The organism is Streptomyces sp. AF1A, assembly GCF_047340315.1.
Lineage (GTDB): Bacteria > Actinomycetota > Actinomycetes > Streptomycetales > Streptomycetaceae > Streptomyces.
This window is the reverse complement of record NZ_JBLEBI010000060.1, coordinates 1-24995: the sequence shown is the minus strand read 5'-3', so window position 1 is coordinate 24995 and position 24995 is coordinate 1. Positions and strand designations below refer to the sequence as shown.

At 73.2% G+C, this 24995-nt stretch carries 21 protein-coding genes; 10 read left to right on the top strand and 11 right to left on the bottom strand.

All coding sequences use genetic code 11. From position 1 onward, the window contains the following. Positions 1–3: 3 nt before the first annotated feature. On the top strand, positions 4–612 hold the full coding sequence (gene rfbC / locus ACLU3S_RS18305; RefSeq protein WP_413952955.1) for a dTDP-4-dehydrorhamnose 3,5-epimerase: 609 nt from the start codon (positions 4–6) through the stop codon (positions 610–612). Here rfbC and ACLU3S_RS18300 read toward each other — a convergent pair. The 6 genes from ACLU3S_RS18300 to ACLU3S_RS18275 form a co-directional block, all read right to left on the bottom strand. Beyond that, on the bottom strand, positions 602–1405 hold the full coding sequence (locus tag ACLU3S_RS18300) for a class I SAM-dependent methyltransferase (protein ID WP_413952954.1): 804 nt from the start codon (positions 1403–1405) through the stop codon (positions 602–604). The genes rfbC and ACLU3S_RS18300 overlap by 11 nt on opposite strands. Then, on the bottom strand, positions 1406–2269 hold the full coding sequence (gene rfbD / locus ACLU3S_RS18295) for a dTDP-4-dehydrorhamnose reductase (RefSeq protein WP_413952953.1): 864 nt from the start codon (positions 2267–2269) through the stop codon (positions 1406–1408). Further along, positions 2266–3237: a dTDP-glucose 4,6-dehydratase gene (rfbB, locus tag ACLU3S_RS18290; protein WP_413952952.1), complete on the bottom strand. Its 972-nt coding sequence runs from the start codon at positions 3235–3237 to the stop codon at positions 2266–2268. Before rfbB ends, rfbD begins: the two co-directional genes overlap by 4 nt. Beyond that, positions 3234–4301 carry a glucose-1-phosphate thymidylyltransferase gene (locus tag ACLU3S_RS18285; RefSeq protein ID WP_413952951.1) on the bottom strand — a complete coding sequence of 356 codons (1068 nt, stop codon included), beginning with the start codon at positions 4299–4301 and terminating at the stop codon, positions 3234–3236. The genes rfbB and ACLU3S_RS18285 overlap by 4 nt, the downstream gene beginning before the upstream one ends. A 125-nt stretch (positions 4302–4426) precedes the next feature. Continuing rightward, a complete protein-coding gene (locus tag ACLU3S_RS18280; RefSeq protein ID WP_413952950.1) occupies positions 4427–4603 on the bottom strand; it encodes a hypothetical protein in 177 nt (58 codons plus the stop codon). Between the two features lie 124 nt (positions 4604–4727). Then, the gene (locus tag ACLU3S_RS18275; RefSeq protein WP_413952949.1) at positions 4728–5096 is read right to left on the bottom strand and encodes a DUF6479 family protein; all 369 of its coding nucleotides are present in this window, start codon (positions 5094–5096) and stop codon (positions 4728–4730) included. Between the two features lie 144 nt (positions 5097–5240). Here ACLU3S_RS18275 and ctaD point away from each other — a divergent pair, with 144 nt between their 5' ends. Together ctaD and ACLU3S_RS18265 are read left to right on the top strand one after the other, a co-directional pair. Further along, positions 5241–6923, top strand: coding sequence for a cytochrome c oxidase subunit I (gene ctaD / locus ACLU3S_RS18270; protein WP_413952948.1), 1683 nt, complete (start codon positions 5241–5243; stop codon positions 6921–6923). Further along, positions 6920–7303: a cytochrome c oxidase subunit 4 gene (locus tag ACLU3S_RS18265; protein ID WP_413952947.1), complete on the top strand. Its 384-nt coding sequence runs from the start codon at positions 6920–6922 to the stop codon at positions 7301–7303. Before ctaD ends, ACLU3S_RS18265 begins: the two co-directional genes overlap by 4 nt. On the opposite strand, the gene ACLU3S_RS18260 is transcribed toward ACLU3S_RS18265, so the two are convergent. From ACLU3S_RS18260 to ACLU3S_RS18250, 3 genes are all read right to left on the bottom strand, one after another. Then, positions 7239–8732, bottom strand: coding sequence for a cytochrome b (locus tag ACLU3S_RS18260; RefSeq protein WP_413952946.1), 1494 nt, complete (start codon positions 8730–8732; stop codon positions 7239–7241). The genes ACLU3S_RS18265 and ACLU3S_RS18260 overlap by 65 nt on opposite strands. Further along, positions 8729–9004, bottom strand: coding sequence for a hypothetical protein (locus ACLU3S_RS18255; RefSeq protein ID WP_413952945.1), 276 nt, complete (start codon positions 9002–9004; stop codon positions 8729–8731). The genes ACLU3S_RS18260 and ACLU3S_RS18255 overlap by 4 nt, the downstream gene beginning before the upstream one ends. Positions 9005–9095: 91 nt before the next feature. Next, a complete protein-coding gene (locus ACLU3S_RS18250) occupies positions 9096–11552 on the bottom strand; it encodes a SpoIIE family protein phosphatase (protein ID WP_413952944.1) in 2457 nt (818 codons plus the stop codon). 470 nt (positions 11553–12022) lie between these two features. Here ACLU3S_RS18250 and ACLU3S_RS18245 point away from each other — a divergent pair, with 470 nt between their 5' ends. Further along, the gene (locus ACLU3S_RS18245; RefSeq protein WP_413952969.1) at positions 12023–14173 is read left to right on the top strand and encodes a SpoIIE family protein phosphatase; all 2151 of its coding nucleotides are present in this window, start codon (positions 12023–12025) and stop codon (positions 14171–14173) included. A 92-nt stretch (positions 14174–14265) separates the two neighbouring features. Here ACLU3S_RS18245 and ACLU3S_RS18240 read toward each other — a convergent pair whose 3' ends face one another. Next, a complete protein-coding gene (locus ACLU3S_RS18240) occupies positions 14266–15663 on the bottom strand; it encodes a S1 family peptidase (RefSeq protein WP_413952968.1) in 1398 nt (465 codons plus the stop codon). A gap of 201 nt (positions 15664–15864) precedes the next feature. Here ACLU3S_RS18240 and ACLU3S_RS18235 point away from each other — a divergent pair, with 201 nt between their 5' ends. The 5 genes from ACLU3S_RS18235 to ACLU3S_RS18215 all read left to right on the top strand — a co-directional run bounded on the left by ACLU3S_RS18235 (position 15865) and on the right by ACLU3S_RS18215 (position 22890). Next, positions 15865–16278, top strand: a complete 414-nt coding sequence (locus ACLU3S_RS18235) for a PaaI family thioesterase (RefSeq protein WP_413952943.1) — start codon at positions 15865–15867, stop codon at positions 16276–16278. A 450-nt stretch (positions 16279–16728) separates the two neighbouring features. Further along, the gene (locus tag ACLU3S_RS18230) at positions 16729–16944 is read left to right on the top strand and encodes a type A2 lantipeptide (RefSeq protein WP_413952942.1); all 216 of its coding nucleotides are present in this window, start codon (positions 16729–16731) and stop codon (positions 16942–16944) included. Positions 16945–17046: 102 nt separating this feature from the next. Further along, on the top strand, positions 17047–17853 hold the full coding sequence (locus ACLU3S_RS18225; protein WP_413952941.1) for an HlyD family efflux transporter periplasmic adaptor subunit: 807 nt from the start codon (positions 17047–17049) through the stop codon (positions 17851–17853). After that, positions 17850–20072, top strand: a complete 2223-nt coding sequence (locus ACLU3S_RS18220) for an NHLP family bacteriocin export ABC transporter peptidase/permease/ATPase subunit (RefSeq protein ID WP_413952940.1) — start codon at positions 17850–17852, stop codon at positions 20070–20072. Before ACLU3S_RS18225 ends, ACLU3S_RS18220 begins: the two co-directional genes overlap by 4 nt. Before the next feature lies 1 nt (position 20073). Next, complete coding sequence (locus ACLU3S_RS18215; protein WP_413952939.1) at positions 20074–22890, top strand: NHLP bacteriocin export ABC transporter permease/ATPase subunit; 2817 nt, start codon at positions 20074–20076, stop codon at positions 22888–22890. Here the strand turns inward: ACLU3S_RS18215 and ACLU3S_RS18210 are convergent. Continuing rightward, entirely contained in the window at positions 22887–23702 is an 816-nt protein-coding gene (locus tag ACLU3S_RS18210) for a ribonuclease BN (RefSeq protein ID WP_413952938.1), read from the bottom strand. The two genes, ACLU3S_RS18215 and ACLU3S_RS18210, sit on opposite strands and share 4 nt — an antisense overlap. Before the next feature lie 308 nt (positions 23703–24010). Here ACLU3S_RS18210 and ACLU3S_RS18205 point away from each other — a divergent pair. Beyond that, positions 24011–24995, top strand: a 985-nt coding sequence (locus tag ACLU3S_RS18205) for an MGDG synthase family glycosyltransferase (protein ID WP_413952967.1), incomplete at its 3' end; no start/stop codon positions are given.

Genomic DNA, 24995 nt, shown 5'->3' with positions numbered 1-24995 from the left:
GGCGTGCGGCGACTGGGGATGGCGGACGCCTGGGTGCTGGAGCCCCAGGCGTTCCCCGACGACAGGGGCAGCTTCCACGAGTGGTACCGGGGCGCGGAGTTCCGCGAGGCGACCGGCTACGACCTGGGCCTCGCGCAGGCCAACTGCTCGGTGTCCCGCCGGGGGGTGCTGCGCGGCATCCACTTCGCGGACGTGCCGCCCGGCCAGGCCAAGTACGTCACCTGCGTGCGCGGCGCCGTCCTGGACGTGGTGGTGGACATCCGCGTCGGCTCCCCCACCTACGGGCAGTGGGAGGCCGTACGGCTCGACGACGACGCCCACCGCGCGGTGTTCCTTGCCGAGGGCCTCGGGCACGCGTTCATGGCGCTGACCGACGAGGCCACGGTGGTGTACCTGTGCTCGACCGGATACGCGCCGCAGCGCGAGCACGGCGTGCACCCCCTCGACGCGCAGCTGGGCATCACCTGGCCGGAGGGCATCGAGCCGGTGCTGTCGGCGAAGGACGCCGAGGCGCCCACGCTCGCGGAGGCGGAGCGGTCCGGGCTGCTGCCCACGTACGCGGACTGCTCCGCCCACTACGAGCGGCTGCGCTCGGGCGGCGTCAGCGGCTGACGGCGTACGGGGCCAGCGCGCGGCGCAGCGGCTCCCAGCCGCGGGACCGCCCGGTCCCCCGGTTGCGGGCGGCGACCAGCGGCTTCCAGAAGGCGGCCGCGAGGAACTCCTCGGGCTTGACCGCGGTCGTGCGCTCCAGCACGGACTCCGGGACCTTCTGCGGGTCCGGGACCTCGAACTCCGCGATGATCTCGTCGTACCGGTCCTGCAGCACGGTGCTGGACGGGTCGGCGCCGAAGACCAGCAGCTGACCGGTGGGCGCGGTGTCGACCAGGACCGCCACCAGGTCGGGGCGGTGCCGGCCGAGGATCTCGATCAGCTTGTAGACGTCCCCGGTCCAGGCGTTGGTGTGCCGGTCGCGGGCGGCCTCGTCCACGTTGCGCGGCAGCATGTCGTCGAAGACGATCACGCTGGCCCAGTCCGCGTGCTTCTCGATGTTCATGAAGTCGCGCAGCGCGTACTCGAACAGGTGCATGCCGTCGATGAACGACAGGTCCAGCGTGGTGCGCCGCCAGTAGCCGAACGGGCTGCGGTTGCGGGCCAGGTTGCGCAGCGGGTGCCGGCCGCCCCGGAGGTGGGCGAGCGGGTTCTCGCGGGCGAAGAAGTCGTCGCTCGTCGCCTTCACCAGGTGCACATCGCACCGGATCTCCGTGACCACCTTGAAGGCGGGGTCGACGGCGATGCTGGGCACCCGGGACAGCGTCAGACTGCGGCCGTCGTTGACGCCTATCTCCAGGTAGTTGCGGTTCGCGGTGACCTTGTGGAGCTCCCGCAGGAACTCGTGCCGTTTCACTTAAGACGTCTCCTCGCGGATGTGGGGCAGTGCTTCGTGCAGGGCGGACCGCCAGTCCCGCAGCGGTGCCAGGCCGGCCGACCGCCACCGGTCGTGGCCGAGGACGCTGTAGGCGGGGCGGGGTGCGGGCCGGACGAAGGCCCGGCTGTCGGTGGGGCGCACCCGGTCCGGGTCGGCGCCGGTCAGCCGGAACACCTCGCGCGCCAGTTCGTACCAGGTGGCCTCGCCGGAGCTGGTGGCGTGCAGGATGCCATGCGCGGAGCCGACGCCCAGGTCCGCGATGCGGGCGGCCACGTCGGCGCTCCAGGTGGGCTGCCCGCGCTGGTCGTCCACGACGTCGACAGTGGGGCGGCGCTCCTTGAGGTCCAGCATGGTGCGCACGAAGTTTTGGCCGTGGGCGCCGTACAGCCAGCCGGTGCGCAACACCACGCAGGCGTCGGGGAGTTCGGCGAGCGCGGCCCGCTCCCCGGCGAGCTTGGTGCGGCCGTAGGCGGTGCGCGGGTCGGGCCGGTGGTCCTCGGGGTAGGGGGTGGTGCGGCGCTCGCCGGAGAAGACGTAGTCGGTGGAGACGTGGATCAGGCGGGCGCCCTGCCCGGCGCAGGCGCGGGCGAGCAGCCGCGGGCCGTCGCCGTTGACGCGCAGGGCGCGCTCCTCGTCGCTCTCGGCGTCGTCCACGGCCGTGTAGGCCGCGCAGTTGACGACGACGTCCGGCCGGTGCTCGGCCAACGCCCGCCGGACGGCGTCCGGTTCGCTGACGTCGAGGGCGGCCCGGTCCAGCCCGGTGACGTCCTCGCCCCGGCGGCACAGCTCCCGCACGGTGTCCTGGCCGAGCATCCCGCCCGCGCCGGTGACCAGCCACCTCATCGCGTGCCCCGCTGCTTCAGCGGCTCCCACCAGTCGCGGTGGTCGCGGTACCAGGCGACGGTCTCGGCGAGCCCCGCGGCGAAGTCGCGGCGCGGGCGGTAGCCGAGCTCGTCGCGGGCCTTGCTCCAGTCGACCGAGTAGCGCAGGTCGTGGCCCTTGCGGTCGGCGACGTACTCGACCCGGTCCCAGTCCGCGCCGCACGCGTCGAGCAGCAGCCCGGTCAGTTCCCTGTTGCTCAGCTCGGTGCCGCCGCCGATGTTGTAGACCTCGCCGGCGCGGCCCCTGGTGCGCACGAGCTCGATGCCGTGGCAGTGGTCGTCCACGTGCAGCCAGTCGCGGACGTTGCGCCCGTCGCCGTACAGCGGGACCGTCAGGCCGTCGAGGAGGTTGGTGACGAAGAGCGGGACGACCTTCTCGGGGAACTGGTGCGGGCCGTAGTTGTTGGAGCAGCGGGTCACCCGCACGTCCAGGCCGTGGGTGCGGTGGTGGGCGAGGGCGAGCAGGTCGGAGGAGGCCTTGGACGCGGAGTACGGGGAGTTGGGGGCCAGCGGGTGCGTCTCGGGCCAGGAGCCGGTCTCGATGGACCCGTAGACCTCGTCGGTGGAGACGTGCACGAACGGCCCGACGCCGTGCCGCAGGGCCGCGTCCAGCAGCGTCTGGGTGCCGAGGACGTTGGTGCGCACGAACGCGGCGGCGCCCTCGATCGACCGGTCGACGTGCGACTCGGCGGCGAAGTGCACCACCTGGTCGGCGTCGGCCATCAGCTTGTCGACCAGGTCGGCGTCGCAGATGTCGCCGTGCACGAAGTCGAGGCGGGGATGGCAGGACGGCAGGTTGGTGAGCGTGCCGGCGTAGGTGAGCTTGTCCAGCACGGTGATGCGGGGCGCGCCGGGCGAGTCGTCGGCGAGGAGCGTGCGGACGTAGTGGGAGCCGATGAACCCGGCGGCGCCGGTGACGAGGAGGTTCATGAACGGATCTGCACCTTGCTGTGGTCTCCGAGGACGAGTCGGTGGGCACTGGGTGTGCCGGCGGCCGGGGTCACCTCGACGTGCCGGCCGATGAGCGAGGACTCGATCCGGCCCACCCCGTCGATGGAGGAGTCCCGCAGCACGATGGAGAACTCCAGTTCGCTGTCGGTGATCCGGCAGTTCTCCGCGACAGAGGTGAAGGGGCCGATGTAGGAGTCGGCGACGACCGTTCCGGCACCGATGACGGCCGGCCCGACGATCCGCGAGTTCACGATCCGCGCGCCCTCCTCGACCACCACCCGGCCGACGGTCTCCGAGGCGTCGTCCACCTCGCCGTCGATGCGCCGCGCGACGCTCTCCAGGACGGTCCGGTTGACCTCCAGCATGTCGCCGATGTTCCCGGTGTCCTTCCAGTAGCCCCGGATCACGGTGGAACGCACCTCGGCGCGGTGGTCGATGAGGTGCTGCAGGGCGTGGGTGATCTCCAGCTCGCCCCGCCAGGACGGCCGGATGGCGCGTACGGCCTCGTGGACGGCCGGGGTGAAGAGGTAGACGCCGACCAGCGCGAGGTCGCTCTTGGGGTGCTCGGGCTTCTCTTCCAGGCCCACCACCCGGCCGTCCGCGTCGAGTTCGGCGACGCCGAAGGCGCGCGGGTCGGGGACGCGGGTGAGCAGGATCTGGGCGTCGGGGCGGGTGACGCGGAACTCCTCGACCAGGGAGCGGATGCCACCGACGATGAAGTTGTCGCCGAGGTACATCACGAAGTCGTCGTCGCCGAGGAAGTCCCGGGCGATCAGGACCGCGTGGGCGAGGCCGAGGGGGCGCTCCTGGGGGATGTAGGTGACGTCCAGGCCGAACTTCGAGCCGTCGCCGACGGCTTCCTCGATCTCGGCGGCGGTGTCCCCGACGATCATCCCGACCTCGGTGATCCCCGCCTCGGCCAGCGATTCCAGGCCGTAGAACAGCACGGGCTTGTTGGCCACCGGCACCAGCTGTTTCGCCGACGTGTAGGTGATCGGACGCAGCCGGCTGCCGGTGCCGCCGGAGAGCACCAGAGCCTTCATCGGCCCCACCCTAACGGCGATCGCCTGGATTTGACCTTCGTTCGTATGACTGGATCGCTACGTCGGTATGGCTGCCGTGTCCATGGTGGCCTGCCCCGGGTTGTCACCGCGCGCCCGGCCGCCGCTCAGTCCTCGCCCCGGACGATGTTGTCCTCCGCCGCCCTGTCCCGCTGCGGCGCGGCAGCGCGCTCCACGACGGCCGGCAGGCAGGTCCGCACGCCCTTGCCCCGCCGGCGGCGGGCCTTGGACCAACCGGTCTCGGCGCAGGGAAGTGCGGGCTTCTCACTCGTGTGCGCGGTCACGACGCTTCATCTTCCTTCCGGCTCACCCGGCGGGCACTGCGGCGGGCCCGCGCGGGACGGTGTGTGCCGGGCCGGGTCCCCGGGACGGGGAGCCGGTACACCGCACGGACCGGAGGACGGCCCGTCAGGTGCGGCCGCCGCCACCCCCGCCGAAGGAGCCGCTGGATCCGGGGGACCACCGCGGACGGCGCTGGTCCCCCGCGCGCCGGGTGCCGGCGTTGCCGAGCTGGTGCGGGGTGAGCCGTTCGCTCTCGTCGGCGGCCCGGGGCACCTCGTGGGGCTCGCGCACCTCGCTCGTCTCGTGCACCGGGCCCGAGGCGGGCAGGGTGGGCTGCTCCTCGGGGCGGGGCGGCGGCGACTCGTGCCGGCGCACCTCGTGACCCAGCCGGAAGGCCCAGATGAGCCCGGCGACGCAGGCCACGCCCGCGACGAGTACGAGGACGTACCCGAACACCTGTGGGCCCGAGGCCGCTGCGTGCATGGCAGTGTTCATGGAGGCCGGGTACCCGGGGCGCCCGGGCGGATGCCTCGCCGCGGGCGGCTCAGCCGATCGGCGCAACGCGGGCCGGTTGCCCCGGTGGACGTGCAGGGCGTGGCGCGGGGAGCCGCCCGGTCACCGCCGGTAGCGTCGCCAGGGATGACCGAGCTACCCGAAACGCCGGAAACCCACGAGATCGTCCTACGCTACACGGCCACCGCCCCGCGGCCCGGCCGCACGCTGCTGCGCTGGGTGTCCACCACCGACCACAAGGTGATCGGCCGGCTGTACATGGTCACGGCGTTCTGCTTCTTCCTGCTGGCCGGGCTGCTGGCGCTCGGCATGCGCGCGGAACTCGCCCGGCCGGGGCTGCAGTTCCTGAGCCAGCAGGGCTACAACACGTTCTTCACGATCCACGGCACGATCATGATGCTGCTGTTCGCCACGCCGATGTTCGCCGGGTTCGCCAACGCGGTGATGCCGCTGCAGATCGGCGCGCCGGACCTCGCCCTGCCGCGGCTGAACGCCCTGTCGTACTGGCTGTACCTGTTCGGCGGGCTGATGGTGGTGTCCGGCTTCCTGGTGCCGGGCGGCGCGGCCGCGTTCGGCTGGTTCGCGTACGCGCCGCTGAACAGCGCCTACTTCTCCCCCGGCGCGGGCGGCGACCTGTGGGTCATGGGCCTGGTGGTGAGCGGTGTGTCCACGACCCTGACCGCGGTCAACTTCATCACCACCATCGTGACGCTGCGCGCCCCGGGCATGACCATGTTCCGGATGCCGATCTTCACCTGGAACGTGCTGTTCACCTCGATCCTGATCCTGCCCGCGTTCCCGGTGCTCGCGGCTGCGCTGCTGGCACTGGAGGCGGACCGCAAGTTCGGTGCGCACGTGTTCGACGCGGCGAACGGCGGAGCGCTGCTGTGGCAGCACCTGTTCTGGTTCTTCGGGCATCCGGAGGTGTACATCGTGGCGCTGCCGTTCTTCGGGATCGTCTCGGAGATCCTGCCGGTCTTCTCCCGCAAACCGCTGTTCGGCTATCTGCCGATGATCGGGGCGACGATCTCGATCACGATGCTGTCGGCGGTGGTGTGGGCGCACCACATGTTCGCCACCGGGGCGGTGCTGCTGCCGTTCTTCTCCGCGGCGTCGTTCCTGATCGCGGTGCCCACGGGCATCAAGTTCTTCGCGTGGATCGGGACCATGGTCCACGGCTCGGTCTCCTTCGAGACGCCGATGCTGTGGTCGCTGGGCTTCCTGGTGTCGTTCCTGCTGGGCGGCCTCAGCGGGGTGCTGATCGCCTCACCGCCGCTCGACTTCCATCTCACCGACACCTACTTCATCGTGGCGCACCTGCACTACGTGCTCTTCGGCACCGTGGTCTTCGCGATGTTCGCCGGGTTCTACTTCTGGTGGCCCAAGTTCACCGGGAAGATGCTGGACGAGGGACTGGGCAAGCTGCACTTCTGGCTGCTGTTCCCCGGCTTCCAGCTGACCTTCCTGGTGCAGCACTGGCTCGGGGAGGCCGGGATGCCCCGGCGGTACGCGGACTATCTGCCCACGGACGGCTTCACCCTGCTCAACACCCTGTCCTCGGCGGGCGCCCTGCTGCTGGGCGTCTCCACCCTGCCCTTCCTGTACAACGTCTGGCGCACCGCCGTCAGGGGCGAGCGGGTCACCGTGGACGATCCCTGGGGCTTCGGGCGCGGCCTGGAGTGGGCGACGGCGTGCCCGCCGCCCCGGCACAACTTCGTCGCGCTGCCCCGGGTGCGCTCGGAGTCGCCCGCGTTCGACCTGCACCATCCGGAGGCCCAGCAGCAGCCCGGCGAGGAGCGTGTGCGATGAAGGCGGAGGCGCTGCTGTTCGGCGGGGTGGCGCTGTTCTTCGGCGCGTCCGCCGCGGTCTACGGCGTCTGGTCGCGGGATCCGACGGGGACGGCGGCACTGGTCGTGGCGTTCGGGATGGCGGCGCTGGTGTCGTTCTTCTGCCTGATCCAGTACCGGCGCCGGGGCTCGCGCGCGCAGGACCGCACGGAGGCCGAAGTGGCGGACGGGGCCGGGCCGGTGGCGTTCTTCCCGGACGAGAGCCCGTGGCCGGTCGTCACCGCGCTCGGTTTCGCGGTGGCGGCGTCCGGCGTGGTCTTCGGGCTGTGGCTGTTCCTCATCGGTCTGGGGATTCTGGCCCGCGGGGTGTTCGGGTTGGTGTTCCAGTACGCGCACCGGTGAGCGGCCTGCGCGGGGCGCCGGGCCGGAAGGACTCGACGGGCTCGTAATCCGTGTCGTAGCCGCCGGTGACGGTCTGCCGGATCTCCCCCGTGGGCACGCCGTCGGCGAGCCGCTCCCGCTCGGCCGCGGTCAGCGCCCGGCACAGCCACCGGGTCACCAGGAAGGCGAGGACGGGCGCCACGACGAACGCGACGCGCAGCACCCAGGTGATGGCGTTGACGGAGACGCGGAAGGTCTGGGCGATGACGTCGTTGCCGCCGGCCAGCAGCAGCACGCCGTAGAACACCGTGCCCGCCACGCCGATGCCGGTGCGCACGGGACGCTCGCGCGGGCGGTCGCACAGGTGCTGCTCGCGGTGCCACTCCCCGGTCAGGCGCTGCTCCGCGAACGGGTAGGCGTAGAGCACGCCGAACAGCAGGGCGGGCAGGACGACGGCCGGGAGCAGCACGTTCCACATGAGGGTGTGCCCGGCGACGTTCGTCTCCCAGGGCGGCACGAGCCGCAGCGAGCCCTCAAGGAAGCCGACGTACCAGTCGGGCTGGGAGGCGGTGGAGACCTGGTCGGGGCGGTAGGGGCCGTAGTTCCAGACCGGGTTGACCTGCACGACGCCGGCGAGCAGCACGAGGAGGCCGAAGACGGCCAGGGACAGGCCGGCGGAGGAGGCCGCGAACTGCGGGAAGAGCGGCTTGCCGACGGCGTTGCGGTTGCTGTGGCCCGGGCCGCGCCACTGGGTGTGCTTGAGGTGGAACACCAGGATCAGGTGCACGGTGACCAGGCCGATGATCGCGCCGGGCAGCAGCAGGATGTGCAGCGGGTACAGCCGTGTGACGATGTCGTGGGCCGGGTACTGGCCGCCGAAGGCGAAGAGGACCACATAGGTGCCCACCACCGGCAGCGACAGCATGATGCCCTCGGCGATGCGCAGCCCGGTGCCGGAGAGCAGGTCGTCGGGGAGCGAGTAGCCGGCGAAGCCCTCGGCGAGGGAGACCGCGAACAGGGTCAGGCCGATCACCCAGTTGAGCTCGCGGGGGCGGCGGAAGGCGCCGGTGAAGAAGATCCGCAGCATGTGCAGGCCGATCGCGGCGACGAAGACCAGCGCGGCCCAGTGGTGGGTCTGCCGCATCAGCAGTCCGCCGCGCACATCGAAGCTGATGCGCAGGGTGGAGTCGAAGGCGGCCGACATGCGCACCCCGCGCAGCGGCACGAAGGAGCCCGCGTAGACGACCTCGCGCATCTCCGGCTGGAAGAAGAAGGTCAGCCACACGCCGGTCACGATCAGCACCAGCAGGCTGTACAGCGCGAGTTCGCCGAGCAGGAAGGACCAGTGCTCGGGGAACGCCTTGCGCAGCAGCGAGCCGCCCTCGGTGAGCGGCAGCCGGGCGTCGAGGGCGCCGGCGAGGCGCTCGGCGCGGCGGCCGCCCCGGCTCACCGGTCCTCCGGGGCGGCGGCCGCCCGTTCGACCTCCGCCTCCACCTCGGCGCGGGACCTGCCGGTCTGTCTGGCGTACTCGCTCAGCGCGGTCTGCACGTCCCGGGCCAGGTCGCGCCAGGCGCGCAGGGCGGTCTCGTAGGTGCCCGACTGGGCGCCGGTCATCCGCCGTTCGGCCGGCGGGCCGTAGGTCTCCCGCAGGTCCTCGACCGTGGCGTGGGCCGCGTCGGCCGCGCGCTGCTTCTGCACCAGTTCTTCGAAGGTGTGTGCCACACCAATCGACCCTAGGCACGGCTTTGGGGATGCGCCTGTCCAACCAGCCGGTAGACACCCGAGTGGGCGCCGCCCGCCGCGGGCACCCCGGTCAGTCGTCCGGAACGATGTCCGCCCAGACCTGTTTGCCGCCGCTGACCGGGAGCGTACCCCAGGCCGCCGAGACGGCCTGGACCAGGAGGATGCCCCGGCCGCCGGTGGCCTCCCAGCCGATGGCGGGGGGCTGGACGGGGCTGCGCGGGGAGGAGTCGGTGACGGCCAGCCGCAGCCGGTGGTTGACGAGGCTGAGGTCGAGGCGTACCTGCCCGGCGGTGTGCACGAGGGCGTTCGTGACGAGTTCGGAGACCACCAGCAGAGCCGCCTCCATGGTGTCCTGCGACACGCCCCAGGCGCGCAGCGTGCGCCGGGTGAAGCGCCGGGCGTGCCGGACCGCGTCGGGCAGCCGCCACACCGTCCAGCTCTCGCGCAGCGGCCGTACGGCCATGCCGTCGTAGCGCATCAGCAGCAGGGCGACGTCGTCGCCGCGGTGGGCACCGGTGAGCAGGGCGTCGGCGGCCAGGTCGAGATGGGCGGGGTCGGCGGCGGCCAGCTCGCGGACGAGCCGGTCCATGCCGGCGTCGATGTCGCAGCCGGGCGACTCCACCAGTCCGTCGGTGGTCAGCGCCAGCACCGTGCCGGGCCGGAACCTCAGCTGGGTCATCGGGAACTCGGCCTGGCCGAGCACGCCGAGCGGCGGGCCGCCCTCGGCCTCCACGATCTCGGTGGTGCCGTCCGGGTGGCGCACCACGGGCTGCAGATGTCCGGCGCGCACGCACCAGGCGACGCCCTGCTCCATGTCGACGTCGACGTAGGCGCAGGTGGCGAAGAGGTCGGTCTCCATGTCCAGCAGCAGCCGGTTGGCGTGGGCGACGACGACGTCGGGGTCGTGCCCCTCGACGGCGTAGGCGCGCAGCGCGGTGCGCATCTGGCCCATCAGGGTGGCGGCCCCCGCGTTGTGGCCCTGGACGTCGCCGATGACCAGGGCCACGTGGTTGTCGGCCAGCGGGATGACGTCGTACCAGTCGCCGCCGACCTCCAGACCGGCCGTGGTGGGCAGGTAGCGGGCGACGGCGACCGCGCCGGGCAGCCGGGGCAGGCGGCGCGGCAGCAGGGTGCGCTGGAGCATGCCGACGAGTTCGTGCTCGGCGTCGAAGGCGTGGGCGCGCAGCAGGGCCTGGCCGGTCAGTGCGGCGCAGGCCGTGAGCAGGGCGCGCTCGTCGGGCGCGAAGTCGTGCGGGCGGTCCCAGCCGATGAGGCAGGCACCGGCCATGCGGCCGCCCGCGGGCAGCGGCAGCACCGCCAGGCCCCCGGGGCCGACCCCGGCGAGCGTGGGTTCCAGCGGGGTGCCGGCCGGCCAGATGCGGGAGCGGCCCTCGCGCAGGGCGGCGGCGAGCGTCGGCATGGCCCGGACCGGCGCGTCGGGCCACTCGGAGCGCCACTCGGAGCGCCACACCTCGGGCCAGGCCTCGGGTTCGGGCGGGTCGAGGACGGTGACCACGAGCCGGTCGTTCTCCAGTTCGGCCAGCGCGATCCGGTCCGCCTTGAGCGGCCCGCGCAGGGCGGCCACGACGGCCTGGCCGACGTCCTTGACGGTGCCGGCGGTGGCGAGCGCGGCGGCCAGGCGCTGCACGCGGGCCACGTCGGTGACGTCGGAGCGCAGGGTGGAGGCGTCGGCCACGGTGCCGACGAGCCGGGCCGCGCGGCCCTCGCCGCCGGGCAGCAGCCGGCCGCGCAGCCGGAGCCACTTGGGCGGACCGGAGGGCTGGAGCACCCGGAACTCCAGTTCGCGTTCGCCGATGGACATGTGGTCGGCCTCGACCACGGACATCAGCGCCGGCAGGTCCTCGGGCACGGTCAGCCCGAGCAGCGTCTCCACCCGGCCGTCGAACTCCTCCCGGGCGATGCCGAACAGCCGCAGGATCGCGTCGCCCACCTCCACCCGGCCGGTGTCCATGGCCAGGCTGAACGCGTCCGGCGGCAGCTCCCCGGCGTCGCCGGCCGGCGCGGCGGGCGCCGGCACGGCGATCGCGCGGGCGATCAGCTGCAGGCACGAGCGGTCGTCGGTGCCGAAGCCGCCGGGGTGCTCTCCGACGGCCAGCAGGCAGCCGCCCGCAGGGTCCAGCGGCAGCACGGCCAGGGAGAAGGCCGAGGACGGGGTGCGCCGGGCCTCGGAGAAGCCCGCCAGCTCCTGCGGGCCGAGCCACTGGGGCCGCCCGGTGCGGTGCGCCTCGGCGACCGGGGACCGGCCGGCGATCGGATAGGCGTCGCGGAGCCCGTACAGCGTGCGCGGCAGGCCGGCCGATTCGGCCAGGCACAGCAGTGAGGGATCGTCACCGGGGGCGTACACCCCGGCGAAGGCGGCCCCGGCGAACACGAGCGCCTGCTCGAGGACCCGGCGCAGCCGGTCGGGAGTGCCGGGCAGGTCGGTGAGGGCCTCCAGGGCTGTTTCGGCCCGCTCCGTCCTGGTTCGGCCGACCGCAGCGGCGCCCTCACTCACCACGTTCGCCATTACAGCGCGTGTGGGCCGCCTGCGCAGCCCCTGTGAACGCTCCGTGTGCCGCCTGGGCGCCGACCGGGTCGAAAGTCGCCGAACACAACTTGACGCCCGCGTTCCGTACGGTGATCCGGTGACGGGCGTGACCGTCCGCGACCTCCCGGCTCCGGTGAGTGCCGTTGCCGTCATCCGGCGAGGAAGGAGGGCAGGCGGTACGGCGGGTACGCGTTCGCCTGCGGGCGGCTGCGCGACACACCGCCGGCCGCACGCGGGGCCCGGCCGCCGACGGGGCGGGCGCGGTGGCCGGGCACGGGCGGGGGCCGAGGGGGTGTCCGAGCTGACTCGCCACGGCCCTCATGGGCCCCAGGGCCCCTGCCCGGGGCCGGACGACCGTCGCGTGGTGGCGGCGAACGGCGTGCTCGCCGTGCGCCGGGCGCCGCCGCGAGGGAGTCTTGTCCCGGATCGACACGCGGCCGTGCGAGGAGGTGGTCGGCGTGTCCGACGGGCCGGCGCACACGCGGGCCCCGGCGGCCGGCGAGGTGCCGCTCGGGGAGCCGGTGCTGTCGTTCGCGCTGGCCACGATGATCGAGGAGGTGGGCGCGCACTGCGGCGCGGTCTACCTGCTCAGCCGCGACGAGCCGGTCCTGGAGATGACGGTCATGGCCGGTCTGCCGCGGGCGTTCGCGGCGCCGTGGGAGCGGGTCGGGCTGAGCGCGCCGATCCCGGTCGCCGACGCGGTGCGCCGGCGCGGCCTGGTGTGGGTGGGCGGCGAGGAGGAGATGGCGCGCCGCTATCCGCGGATCGCGGTGGTGCTGCCGTACCAGTTCGCGCTCGCGGCGATACCGTTGGCGACGGAGGACGAGGTGTACGGCGCGGTGTTCGTCACCTGGCCCGGGGCCCACCCGCCGGAACTCGCCGGCTGGGAGCGCGATCAGCTGTGGGCGGGCTGCCGCCGGCTGACGCGGCGGCTGGCGCGGGCCGCCGAGCAGAGCCTGCCGCCGGGCCGCGAGCCCGACCTGCTCGAGCTGCCCCTGACGGGCGTGGCGCAGACGAGGGGCTCGGTCGAGGCGGTGCGGATGGTGTCCCGGCTGCCGTACGGGCTGATGTCGCTGGACCTGCACGGGCGCATCGGGTTCGTCAACACGGCGGCGGCCGAGCTGCTCGGCCGGCATGCCGGGGAGCTGCTCGGTACGCCGCCCTGGGTGTCGGTGCCCTGGCTGAACGACCCGATGTACGAGGACCGGTACCGGGGAGCGCTGATCAGCCAGGAGGTGACGTCGTTCGTGGCGCTGCGGCCGCCGGGCCAGTGGCTGTCGTTCCGAATGTACCCGAGCATGACGGGGGTGAGCGTGCGCATCAGCCGGGCGCGGGCGGTGACCGCGCTGGCGCGCGGCGCCGCGCAGGCCGACCCGGAGCAGCCCCGACTGGTGACGATCTCCCAGGTGCTCAGCCTCGCGGGGGCGTTGACCGAGGCGGTGGGGGTGCAGGACGTGGTGCAGCTGGTCTGGGACGAGGTGGTCCCGGCGGTCGGCTGCCGGGCGATGGTGATCCTCGGGTCGCAGGGCGGTCGGCTGCACGTGCTCGGGCACCACGGGTACGCGGACCCGCACATGGTGGAGCGGTTCGACGGGCTCCCGCTGTCCGAACGGACTCCCGGCACGCAGGTGCTGAACACCGGGGTGCCCGCCTTCTTCGACTCGCGGGAGCAGCTGGAGCGGCTGTACCCGGACCGGCAGGAGACCCGGAGCGGCTTCGCGGCCTGGGCGTACCTGCCGCTGATCGCGTCCGGGCGGCCGGTGGGCACCTGTGTGCTGGCCTACGCCGAACCGCATGGGTTCCCCGCCGACGAGCGTGCCGTGCTGACCTCCCTCGGCAGCCTGATCGCGCAGGCCCTCGGGCGCGCCCTGCTCTACGACGCCAAGCACCGGCTGGCGCACGGGCTGCAGCAGGTGCTGCTGCCGCACTCGCTGGCACGGCTGCCGGGCATCGAGGCGGCCGCCCGCTATCTGCCGGCCACCCGCGGCATGGACATCGGCGGCGACTTCTACGACCTCGTGCCGGCCCGGCCGCTGGCCGCGGCGGTGATCGGGGACGTCCAGGGGCACAACGTGACGGCGGCCGGGCTGATGGGGCAGATCCGCACCGGGGTCCGGGCGTACACCACGGTCGGGCAGGCCCCGCACGAGGTCATGAACAGCACCAACCGGCTGCTGATCGACCTCGGTGCGGACCTGTTCGCCAGCTGCCTGTACCTGCGGCTGGACCCGGCCGCCGGGCAGGCCGTGATGGCGCGGGCGGGGCATCCCCCGCCGCTGCTGAGACGGCCGGACGGACGGGTGCGGGTGCTGGACCTGGCCGGCGGCCCGCTGCTCGGCATCGACGCCTCGGCGGTGTATCCGACGACCGAGGTGGCGCTGGCGCCCGGCTCGGTCCTCGTGCTGTACACCGACGGCCTGGTGGAGTGCCCCGGTGTCGACATCGAGGACTCGCTGGTCGCCCTCGGCGAGCTGCTCGCGGAGGTCGGTGACCGGCCGCTGGAGAGCCTCGCGGACGCGATCGTGCGGCACGGCGCGGCGGTCGGGGAACGGGGGGACGACGTGGCGCTGCTGCTGCTGCGGGCACGGGACGACGGCTGACACCGTGCCGTGGTCCGGCCCTCCCGCCGGAGGGCCGGACCGTCCCTGCCCGCCGGAACCGCGGTGAGGCGGGCAGGGGTTCGGGGCCCGGCTCAGCGCGAGGACGTCAGCGACGAACCGTCGTCGGCCGAGCCGTTGCCGGACTGGTCGCCGGCCGAGGCCGACGGGGCGGCGCCCGCACCGGACTGGTCACCAGCACCGGACTGGTCACCAGCACCGGCACCCGACTGGTCACCGGCACCGGCGCCGGCACCGGACTGGTCGCCCGCCGAGGCCGACGGGGCGGCGGAGCCCGACTGGTCGCCGGCGCCGTTGCCGCCGTTGCCCCCATTGCCGCCACTGCCGCCGGCGCCGCCGTTGCCGAGGGTGGCGCCGGTGGCCTGAAGGGCCGCGGTGACGGGCTGGAAGAACGTCTCGCCGCCGTTGGTGCAGTCGCCGCTGCCGCCGGAGGTCAGGCCGACGGCGCTGCCGTCCTGGGTGAACAGGGAGCCGCCGCTGTCGCCCGCCTCGGCGCAGACGTTGGTCTGGATGAGGCCGTTGACGGTGTCGACACCACCCGGGTTGGTCTCGCTCTGGAAGTTGACCGTGGCGTCGAGGCCGGTCACCTGACCGTTGTGCAGACCGGTGGTGGAGCCCATCCGGAACACGGTCTCGCCGACCGTGGCGTCGGCGGCCTGGGTGATCTGCACGGTCTGGCCGTTGCCGACGTTGACCTCGCTGGGCGCCTGGGTGTTCGGGTCGTTGTACTTGACGAGCGAGAAGTCGTTGCCGGGGAACTTGGCCTGGTCGACGGTGGCGATGGGCTGCCCGTTCTGGGAGTCGGACCAGTCCTTGGCGGCGACCCCGCAGTGACCGGCCGTCAGGAAGGCGGGGCTGCCGTCGGACGCGGTGACGTTGAAGCCGAGGGAGCAGCGGACGCCGCCGCCCTGCACCTGGGCGAAGATGGCGTCGCCGCCGGAGACGAAGGTCTTGAAGGTGCCGGCGGACTTCCGCAGGGTCGCCATGCCGGAGCCGAGGGTCTGCACGGTCGACTGCAGTCTGTCCCACTTGGCGCCGGTGACGGTGGAGTCGGCGGTGACCACCACCTTGTCGGTGCGCGGGTCGATGGCCCACGACGTGCCCGGGATGGTCGCCCTGGTCTTCAGCGTCTGCGCGGCCGCCTTGAGTTCGGCGGTGCTGTTGTCGACTTTGCGGACGACCGCGCCGGCCTTCTTCGCCTGCACGATCACGTTGTTGTCGCCGCTGACCACGTTGACGACCAGCTGCTGCTTGGCGCTGTCGTAGTAGGAGCCGGCGATGGCGTCGCCGAGGGCCTTCTGCAGCTGGGCGGCGAGGTCCGAGGCGTCCTTGGCCTTCAGCGTCCGCGCCGAGCCGGCAGCGCCCTGCGCCTGGTCCTTGCCCTGCGAGGCGTTGGCGTTGGGCAGCAGGAGGGCCGCCGCTCCGAGCGCCGCGACACCGCCCACCGCTATCGCGGCCTTGCGCTTGGGCATTCGCTTGTGACTCAAACTTCTCGACCTCCTGGAGACGGGGGCCTGCCGCTCATGGGCAGTTCGGTTCGGGGGGCGCCTGGATGGCCGTACGTACGCACCGGCCGCACGGTGTGTTCAATTCCGGTTCCCAACCGCCGTGGCACCGGGGCGAATCGGCCAGGCGCCGCGTGCCGCGGACGGCGGCCGGGAACAATCCCCCGTATGACGATGACCACCGCCGAAGCCGACAAGATCCTCGCCGCGCACTTCGCCCCCTGGGTGCTCGAACTGGGGCTGACCGTCGAGGCGGTGGGCGAGGACCGGGCGGTGCTGCGTCTGCCCTGGTCGGACCGGTTGGCCCGGGAGGGCGGGGGCCTGTCGGGGCAGGCGCTGATGGCGGCCGCCGACACCGCGACGGTGATCGCCGTGTCAGCCGCGCGCGGCGGTTTCGTGCCGATGACGACGGTCCAGCAGTCGACCTCGTTCCAGCGGGCCGTGACGGGCTGCGATGTCCTGATCGAAGCGGTGCTGACGAAGCTGGGCCGCCGGATGGCCTTCGCCGACGTCACGCTGAGCGACGCGGACTCCGGCGCACTCGCGGCGCGGGCGAGCACGGTCTACGCCGTCCTCGGCTGACACGCTCGGCTACCGATCGGTAACGGTCAGCTCCGGGACCCGGGCCGGAATCCCTGCTTCAGCGAATCTGCACATTGAATGCTCAACCAAGGCACCGACCTCAGCGGATCTGCACATCCGCGCGCCCCCCGGCACGCCATTGGCGCGGAGTGCCGGATTCGCGGTCCGGCAGGCAAGACCCCGCGCGCGACGATGCCGTGCGGCATGTGAAGGAGTCGCCGACACGGCGTGCGCACGCCTGCACGGATGAGGCGGCACGCGCGCCAAGTGCCCTGGTGAGAGCACTGGTTGATTGGAAGCACGCCCCTGGTGCGTGCTTTGATCCATCGCACCGCGGGGGTCCGACGGGCCCCGGAGACGGTGCCCGGCGCCCGCGGCCGCGGCCGTCCGTCTGACCCCAGAGGGGGCCGCTCCCCCCTTGTGAATATCCATATGAAGGGAAGTTCCATCATGAACTCCACCCCCCAGGTCGAGACCGTCGAGATCTCGGACGCCGAGCTGGACAGCGTCTCCGGCGGCCTCTCCCTGAACACCCTGAACACCGTCACCGGCGCCGTGAACGGCGTTGCCCCGGTGTCCGGCGCGGTGGACACGGCCGTCGGCACGGTCGAGGGTGTCACCGGCCTGAACGTCGCCCCGGTCACCAACCTGGTCGCCGGTCTCTGACCGCGCCTCGTTGCACCGTCCAGTCCCGGAGCCGTCCCTCGGCTCCGGGGCTCTCGGATGCCCTGAAACACCAGCGTCTCTCCCACAGGTGAGGGAAGTTCCGTGCAGTTCCGCCAACAGGCCCTCGCCAAGCTCCAGTCGCCGGAGGAGCTGGACCTTCCGGTGCGTCTCGCCCGCCCGCAGGGCTGGCTCGCGCTGGGCGTCACCCTCGTCGTCATGGCCGCCGCCGCCGTCTGGGCAGTGACCGGCTCGGTCGCCTCCACGGTGAGCGCGCCGGCCGTCCTCACCCACGCGCAGGGCAGTTACCTGCTGCAGAGCCCCGTGTCCGGTCAGGTGACGGCCGTCCTCGCCCGGCAGGGCGAGCGGCTGCCCGCCGGCGCACCGGTCGTCAAGGTGCGCACCGGCCAGGGCGATGCGGTGGTCCGCACGGTCGCCGCGGGCCGCGTCACCACGCTCGCCGCCGCCATCGGGCAGATCATCCGGACGGGGACGAACCTCGCCGCGGTGGAGAAGGTCGCCCACGCCTCCGACCCGCTCTACGCGACCGTGTACGTCCCCGCCGAGAACGCCGCCGCCATCCCCGCGCACGCCTCCGTCGACCTCACCGTGTCCTCGGTGCCGGCGCAGACGTACGGCGTGCTGCGCGGCCATGTGAAGTCGGTGGACCGCACCGCGCAGTCCGCCCAGTCGATCGCCGCGTACCTCGGCGACAGCCAGCTCGGTGAGCAGTTCACCCGCAAGGACCGCCCCGTGGCCGTCCTCGTGTCGCTGGACAGGTCGGCGGCGACGACGAGCGGATACCGGTGGTCCACCGCCGGCGGCCCGCCGTTCCGGCTCGACTCGATGACCCTCGCCTCCGCCTCGGTCCGGCTGGCCGACCAGCGACCCGTCGATTGGCTGCTCCCGTGACGACCACCCAGGAAACCCGTGGCCGCCGGCGGGCCGCCCCCGCCAGGCGCCCGGCCCCCAAGTCCCGGACCGGCACGGTCCGCACCCCGACCGTGCTCCAGATGGAGGCCGTCGAGTGCGGGGCCGCCTCCCTCGCGATGGTCCTCGGCCACTACGGCCGGCACGTTCCGCTGGAGGAGCTGCGCATCGCGTGCGGCGTCTCCCGGGACGGCTCGCGCGCCAGCAACTTGCTGAAGGCCGCACGGGGTTACGGCCTGACCGCCAAGGGCATGCAGATGGACCTGGTCGCGCTCGCCGAGGTGCGGGCCCCGGCCGTCCTCTTCTGGGAGTTCAACCACTACGTCGTCTACGACGGCATGGGCCGGCGCTTCGGCCGGCGCGGCGTCCACATCAACGACCCGGCCAAGGGCCGCCGTTTTGTGCCCATGGAGGAGTTCGACGGCAGCTTCACCGGTGTCGTGCTGGTGATGGAGCCGGGCGAGGGCTTCACCAAGGGCGGCCGCAGGCCCGGCGTGCTCGGCGCGATGCCCGCCCGGCTGCGCGGCACCGCCGGCACCCTGCCCGCCGCGGTGCTGGCCAGCCTGCTGCTCGTCGCGGTCGGCGCCGCCCTCCCGGCGCTCAGCCGCACCTACATCGACACCTTCCTCATCGGCGGGCAGACCTCGCTGCTGGGCGTGCTGTTCGCCGCCATGGCCACCTGCGTGCTGCTCACCCTGGTGCTGACCTGGCTGCAACAGTCCAACCTGCTGCACGGCCGGATCATCTCCTCCACCCTCTCCAGCGCCCGCTTCCTGCGCCATCTGCTGCGGCTGCCGGTGACGTTCTTCGCCCAGCGCTCCCCCGCCGACCTGGTACAGCGCCTGCAGTCCAACGACCAGGTCGCGGAGACCCTGGCCCGCGACCTCGCGGCGGCCGGCGTGGACGCGGTCGTGGTGGTGCTGTACGCGGTGCTGCTCTACACCTACGACCCGCAACTGACGTTCCTCGGCATCGGCGTGGCCCTGCTCAACGTGGTCGCGATGCGCCTGGTCGTACGGCTGCGCGCGACCCGGACGGCGAAACTGCGGGCGGACACCGCGCGGCTGACCAACACGGCCTACACCGGGCTGCAGTTGATCGAGACGATGAAGGCGACCGGCGGCGAGGACGGCTACTTCCGCAAGTGGGCCGGACAGCACGCCGCCACGCTGGAGGAGCAGCAGCGGCTCGGCGTGCCGAGCGCCTGGCTCGGCGTGGTCGCGCCGACGCTGGCCACCTTCAACAGCGCGCTGATCCTGTGGATCGGCGGCCTGCGCGCGATCGAGGGGCACATCTCGGTGGGCCTGCTGGTCGCCTTCCAGGCGCTGGTCACCCGCTTCACCGCGCCGCTGACCCGGCTCAACGGCGTGGCGGGCCGCATCCAGGACTTCGCGGCCGACGTGGCCCGCCTGAAGGACGTGGAGAACTTCCAGGCCGACCCGCTCTACGCCCGCCCCGGCGGCGGTGACTCCACGCGCCGGCTGCACGGGCACGTCGAGCTGGAGAACGTCACCTTCGGCTACAGCCCGCTGGACCAGCCGCTGCTGAGCGGCTTCGACCTGACGGTGGGCCCCGGGCAGCAGGTGGCGCTGGTCGGTGGCTCGGGCAGCGGCAAGTCGACCGTCTCCCGGCTGATCTCGGGGCTGTACGCGCCCTGGGACGGGGTGATCCGGATCGACGGCCGCCGCCTGGAGGACATCCCGCGCGGGGCGCTCGCCGCCTCCGTCTCCTTCGTCGACCAGGAGGTGTTCCTGTTCGAGGGCTCGGTCCGCGACAACGTGGCCCTGTGGGACCCGTCGATCCCGGACGAGTCGGTGGTGGAGGCGCTGAAGGACGCGGCCCTGTACGACGTGGTGATGCGCCGGCCCGGCGGCATCCACAGCAGGGTCGAGCAGGACGGCCGCAACTTCTCCGGCGGCCAGCGCCAGCGCCTGGAGATCGCCCGGGCGCTGGTGCGCCGGCCCAGCATCCTCGTGCTGGACGAGGTGACCAGCGCGCTGGACGCGGAGACGGAGCAGGTCGTGATGGACAACCTGCGCCGGCGCGGCTGCGCCTGCGTGGTGATCGCGCACCGCCTGAGCACGGTCCGCGACAGCGACGAGATCGTCGTACTGCAGCACGGCACGGTCGTGGAGCGCGGGCGGCACGAGGAGCTGGTGGCGCGCGGCGGCGCGTACGCGGCGCTGGTCAGGGAGCGGTGAGATGACGTCCGTGCACGAAGGCGACCTGGTCCTCGGCGCGCTCGGCTCGCTGGGCGCGCGGGTGGACTGCGCCGGGCTGAACCGCCTGGACCTCGAGGGCCCGCAGGTGCTGTGGCTGGTCGCGGCCGGCGCCCTGGACCTGTTCGCGGTGGACGCCGCCCAGCAGGGCCACTGGCACCACCTGGGCCGGCTGGAGGCGGGCGCGCTGCTGCTCGGCCCGGTCGCCGGCCCGCAGCACACCCTGGTGGCCCGCCCGGTGCGGGACTGTGTGGTGCACCGCGTCGCCCTGCGCGAGCTGTACCAGCCGGCCGGCACCCAGACCTGGTCGTACGACGAGTACGGCAACCCGCAGTACGTGCCGCCGGCGTCGAGCCCGCTGGAGTACGCCGTCGCGCTGGGCGTGGGCCGGGGGCTGTCGGTCCTCTTCCAGGCGCCGATGGCCGAGGACCGGGCCCAGGCGCCCAGCGACGACGACGTCTTCTGGATGCAGGTGCCGCCCGGCAGCGTGCAGTACGGCTCCCTGTACGGTGCGCAGGCCGCGGCCGACCTGCTGATGGACCCGGCGCTGTGGCAGAGCATGGTGGACCAGCAGTACCGGTTGCTGACCGCGCTGGACCGCTGGATCGAGCAGCTGGAGCGCACCCACGAGTCCCGCACGGCGGCCGGGATCAAGGCCGGTGAGGCGGTCCGCGCCCAGGCCGACCAGACCCTGCTGGCCTCCATCGGCAAGCGCTCGGCGCGGCCCACGACGGCCGCCGACGCCGACGCCACGTACGCGGCCTGCAAGCTGGTCGCCGAGGCGGCCGGGATCGAGCTGGCCGGGCCCGCGCACAGCGGTGCCGAGAGCGAGCGGCTCGACCCGGTCGAGCGGGTGGCGCTGGCCTCCCGTGTGCGCACCCGGGCGGTCCGGCTGGACGGGCGCTGGTGGCGGGAGAACGTGGGCCCGCTGGTCGGGCACCGGGCACTGTCCGGGGCGCCGGTCGCGCTGCTGTGGCGGCGCGGCGGCTATGTCGCCGTACACCCGGCCACCAGACGGGAGACCCCGATCGAACGGGCGAACGCGGAGGAGTTCGAGCCGCGCGCGGTGATGTTCTACCGGCCCCTGCCCGACAAGCGGGTCGGCCCGCTCGGGCTGCTCCGGTTCAGCCTGCACGGCACCCGGGGCGACCTGCTGAACCTGCTCCTCGCGGGGCTGGTCACGGTGGCGATCGGCGCGCTGGTGCCGGTCGCCACGGGCAAGGTGCTGGGCGAGTACGTGCCCAGGGCCCAGCAGGGCCTGATCGTCCAGGTGTGCCTCGCCGTCATGGTGAGCGGGGTGGTGGCGGCGGCGTTCACGCTGCTGGAGAACCTGTCCATCCTCCGCCTGGAGGGCCGCATCGAGGCGGCGCTGCAACCGGCCGTCTGGGACCGGCTGCTGCGGCTGCCCACGCGTTTCTTCACCCAGCGCTCGACGGGCGAACTCGCCAGCGCGGCCATGGGCATCAGCGCGATGCGCCGGCTGCTGGCCGGCGTCGGCCCGGTGGTCGCCCAGTCGGTGACGGTCGGGGCGATGAACCTCGGCCTGCTGTTGTGGTACAGCGTGCCGATGGCACTCGCGGCGATCGGCATGCTCGTCGTCATCGCGGCCGTGTTCCTGGGGCTCGGGCTGTGGCAGGTGCGCTGGCAGCGGCGCCTGGTGGTGCTCGGCAACAAGCTGAACAACCAGGCCTTCCAGACGCTGCGCGGCCTGCCCAAGCTGCGGGTGGCCGCGGCCGAGAACTACGCGTACGCGGCCTGGGCCCGGGAGTTCGCCCGCAGCCGGGAGCTCCAGCAGAAGGTCGGCCGGATCAAGAACCTCACCACGGTGCTGGGCGCGGTGTACCTGCCGGTGTGCACGCTGCTGATGTTCATGCTGCTGGCGGGCCCGGCGCGGGGCACGCTGTCGGCGGCCGACTTCCTCACCTTCAACACCGCGGTGACGATGGTGCTCACCTCGGTCACCCAGCTGACCGGCGCGTTCGTGTCGGCGGTGGCGGCGCTGCCGCTGTTCGAGGAGATCCGGCCGGTGCTCGACGCGACACCGGAGGTGCGCACGGCGAGCACCCGTCCGGGCCCGCTCTCCGGCGCGCTGGAGGCCCGGCGGCTCTCCTTCCGGTACGCCGACGACGGCCCGCTCGTCCTCGACGACGTGTCGTTCGCGGTACGGCCGGGCGAGTTCGTGGCGATCGTCGGCCCCAGCGGCTGCGGCAAGTCCACCCTGCTGCGCCTGCTGATCGGCTTCGACCGGCCGGTCTCGGGCAGCGTCCTGTACGACGGCCAGGACCTCGCGGCGTTGGACCAGTCGGCGGTGCGCCGCCAGTGCGGGGTCGTCCTCCAGGACGCCCAGCCGTTCACCGGCTCCATCCTGGACGTCATCTGCGGCACCGAGCCGTACACGCCGGAGGAGGCGATGGCGGCGGCCGAGCTGGCGGGGCTCGCGGAGGACATCAAGCGGATGCCGATGGGCCTGCACACGATCGTCTCCGGCAGCGGGGCGGTCTCCGGCGGGCAGCGGCAGCGCCTGATGATCGCCCAGGCGCTGATCCGCCGACCGCGCATCCTGTTCTTCGACGAGGCGACCAGCGCCCTGGACAACGACACCCAGCGCGTCGTCATCGACAGCACCCGCAAGCTGAACGCGACCCGGATCGTCATCGCCCACCGGCTGTCGACGGTGCTGGACGCGGACCGGGTGATCGTGATGGAGGACGGCAAGGTGGTCCAGCAGGGCGCCCCGGCGGAGCTGCTCGCGGACACCTCGGGGCGGCTGCACGAACTGGTGCGCAGGCAGCTGGCCTAGCGGGTTCCCGGCTCGTCGTCCGGCGCGTCGTGGTGGATCGGCATCCAGTGGTGCTCGCAGAACCAGCGGCCGAACATGGCGCCCCCGTAGATGACGAACCCCACGCCGATGAGCCAGGACTCCACCACCAGAACGGTGCCGACCGCGCCGTAGCTCAGGGCGTTGTCGACGATCAGGGGGGTGAAGACGAGGTAGGAGAAGCCTCTGAGGCCGATCAGGCCGATCACCGTGGCGACCGCGCCCGGCAGCAGCAGGCGCCAGCGGATCTGGCCGCCGAGCAGGAAGCGCTGCCCCCACCAGAAGAACAGCACGCCGCTCGCCGTGGACAGGGCGATCCGCTGGCTGCCGTGCAGCGCCGACTTGGTCGCCACCTCCTGGTAGAGGTACCCGGTCAGCACGACCAGCCAGGTCGCCTGCCGCCAGACCCGGTGCCAGGGGCCGGACGCCAGGCCCCAGATCCGCTCGTAGGCGTTCTGCACACTGCCCCCGAAGGACACGCCGAACACTGCGAGCAGGACGCCGCCCCAGACGCTGGTGGTGCCGATGACGTTGCGCGGGGGGCTGATGACGTCGGTGACCACGCGCGCGGACCGGCCGGACAGTCCCATGCCGTCGCTGAGCCACGAGGCGAAGCCGCCCCGCACCAGCGGATCGGCGGCGGCGACCACGATGAGCAGCGGGGCGAGCGTCACCAGCGCGAGGGTGGCGAAGCCCATCGCCCGGTGCATCAGCTCCAGTTCGCGGCCGTGCGCGAACAGGGCCTGAATGCGCAGCCACTCCCTTGCGCGGTGCAGGCCGCGCCGCCACCGCATCACGGCTCCTCCCGTGCTCGCCGCCTGACGCCCGCCGCCGGTCCCGGCAGCGCCCCGTGCCGTCCCCGAGGTGAAGGCGCGCCTCGGGTTCACTCTGGCACGGACCTGGCGGCGCGCCACCGAGGAGACGGCCACATGGGTCGGCCCTGGGCCGCTGCGCAGCCCGGGCCGCGACACAGGCCGCTGCTGGGCCGTTTGGCCGCGAGCGCACCGGAGAATAGGTCCCCGTGCGTACTCCTGCCGAGGTGCCCCACGGGCCGCCGGTCCGGCCGGGTGGCCGGCGCCGGACCCTGATCGTGAGCGCGAGCATGGGGGCCGGCCACGACACGGTCGCCGCCGAACTGGCGCGGCGCGCCGCGGCGTACGGCCACGAGCCGTTCGTCGTCGACGTCCTCTCGTTGCTGCCGTACGGCCTGGGCACGGGACTGCGCCGCGGTTACCAGGCGTCGGTCCGGCACCTGCCCTGGGTGTACGCCGGCATCTACGGCGCGTTCCTGCGCGGCGGCCCCGGCCGGCGCCCCAGCGGCGTGCCGCTGGCCCGGCTCGCCGGGGACCGGCTGCTCGGCCTCGCGGACCGGCTCGGCGCCGACGTGGTGGTGTCCGTCTTCCACCTGGCCGCACAGCTGACCGGCGATCTCAGGTCCCGGGGGCGGCTGCGGGTGCCGAGCGCCGTCTTCCTGCTCGACTTCGCCGTGCACCGGCAGTGGCTGCATCCGGGCAACGACCGGTATCTGTGCCTGACGGACGCGGCCGCGCGCGAGGTCCGCCGGAGCCTGCGCATCCCGGCCGTGACGACGGGACCGGTGGTGGCGCCGGACTTTGCGGCGCCGGCCCCCGGAGCGGCCCGCTGGCGGGAGCGGTTCGCCCGGCACGCACCCGGCCGGCCGGCGGTCCTGCTGTCCGCGGGCGCCTGGGGAGCGGCGTCCCGGCCGGCCGGCACCGCCGGGCTGCTCGCCGGCGCCGGCTATCTGCCGGTGGTGCTGTGCGGCCGCAACCGGCGGCTGCGCGACCGGGTCCGCCGGGTGTCCGGGGTGCTGGCATTGGACTGGGTGGACGACATGCCCGGCCTGCTCTGCGCCGCCCACGCCCTGCTGGACAACGCCGCCGGCCAGACCGCCGTGCAGGCCCTCGCCGCAGGCCTCCCGGTGGTCGCCTACCGGCCCCTGCCCGGCCACGGCCTGGAGGGGGTGCGTCAGATGGCCGCCCTCGGCCTCACGGAGTTCGCCCCGGACACCGCCGCCCTGCTGACCGCCCTCGCCCGCGTCACGGACCCCGCAACGCCACGCCCCGACC

What these genes read in the sequence shown, in the direction of transcription:
- rfbD (WP_413952953.1), bottom strand. Translation starts at nt 2,269, where the DNA reads ATGAGGTGGCTGGTCACCGGCGCGGGCGGGATGCTCGGCCAGGACACC.
- rfbB (WP_413952952.1), bottom strand. Translation starts at nt 3,237, where the DNA reads ATGAACCTCCTCGTCACCGGCGCCGCCGGGTTCATCGGCTCCCACTAC.
- ACLU3S_RS18285 (WP_413952951.1), bottom strand. Translation starts at nt 4,301, where the DNA reads ATGAAGGCTCTGGTGCTCTCCGGCGGCACCGGCAGCCGGCTGCGTCCG.
- ACLU3S_RS18275 (WP_413952949.1), bottom strand. Translation starts at nt 5,096, where the DNA reads ATGAACACTGCCATGCACGCAGCGGCCTCGGGCCCACAGGTGTTCGGG.
- ctaD (WP_413952948.1), top strand. Translation starts at nt 5,241, where the DNA reads ATGACCGAGCTACCCGAAACGCCGGAAACCCACGAGATCGTCCTACGC.
- ACLU3S_RS18265 (WP_413952947.1), top strand. Translation starts at nt 6,920, where the DNA reads ATGAAGGCGGAGGCGCTGCTGTTCGGCGGGGTGGCGCTGTTCTTCGGC.
- ACLU3S_RS18250 (WP_413952944.1), bottom strand. Translation starts at nt 11,552, where the DNA reads ATGGCGAACGTGGTGAGTGAGGGCGCCGCTGCGGTCGGCCGAACCAGG.
- ACLU3S_RS18240 (WP_413952968.1), bottom strand. Translation starts at nt 15,663, where the DNA reads ATGCCCAAGCGCAAGGCCGCGATAGCGGTGGGCGGTGTCGCGGCGCTC.
- ACLU3S_RS18235 (WP_413952943.1), top strand. Translation starts at nt 15,865, where the DNA reads ATGACGATGACCACCGCCGAAGCCGACAAGATCCTCGCCGCGCACTTC.
- ACLU3S_RS18230 (WP_413952942.1), top strand. Translation starts at nt 16,729, where the DNA reads ATGAACTCCACCCCCCAGGTCGAGACCGTCGAGATCTCGGACGCCGAG.
- ACLU3S_RS18215 (WP_413952939.1), top strand. Translation starts at nt 20,074, where the DNA reads ATGACGTCCGTGCACGAAGGCGACCTGGTCCTCGGCGCGCTCGGCTCG.
- ACLU3S_RS18210 (WP_413952938.1), bottom strand. Translation starts at nt 23,702, where the DNA reads ATGCGGTGGCGGCGCGGCCTGCACCGCGCAAGGGAGTGGCTGCGCATT.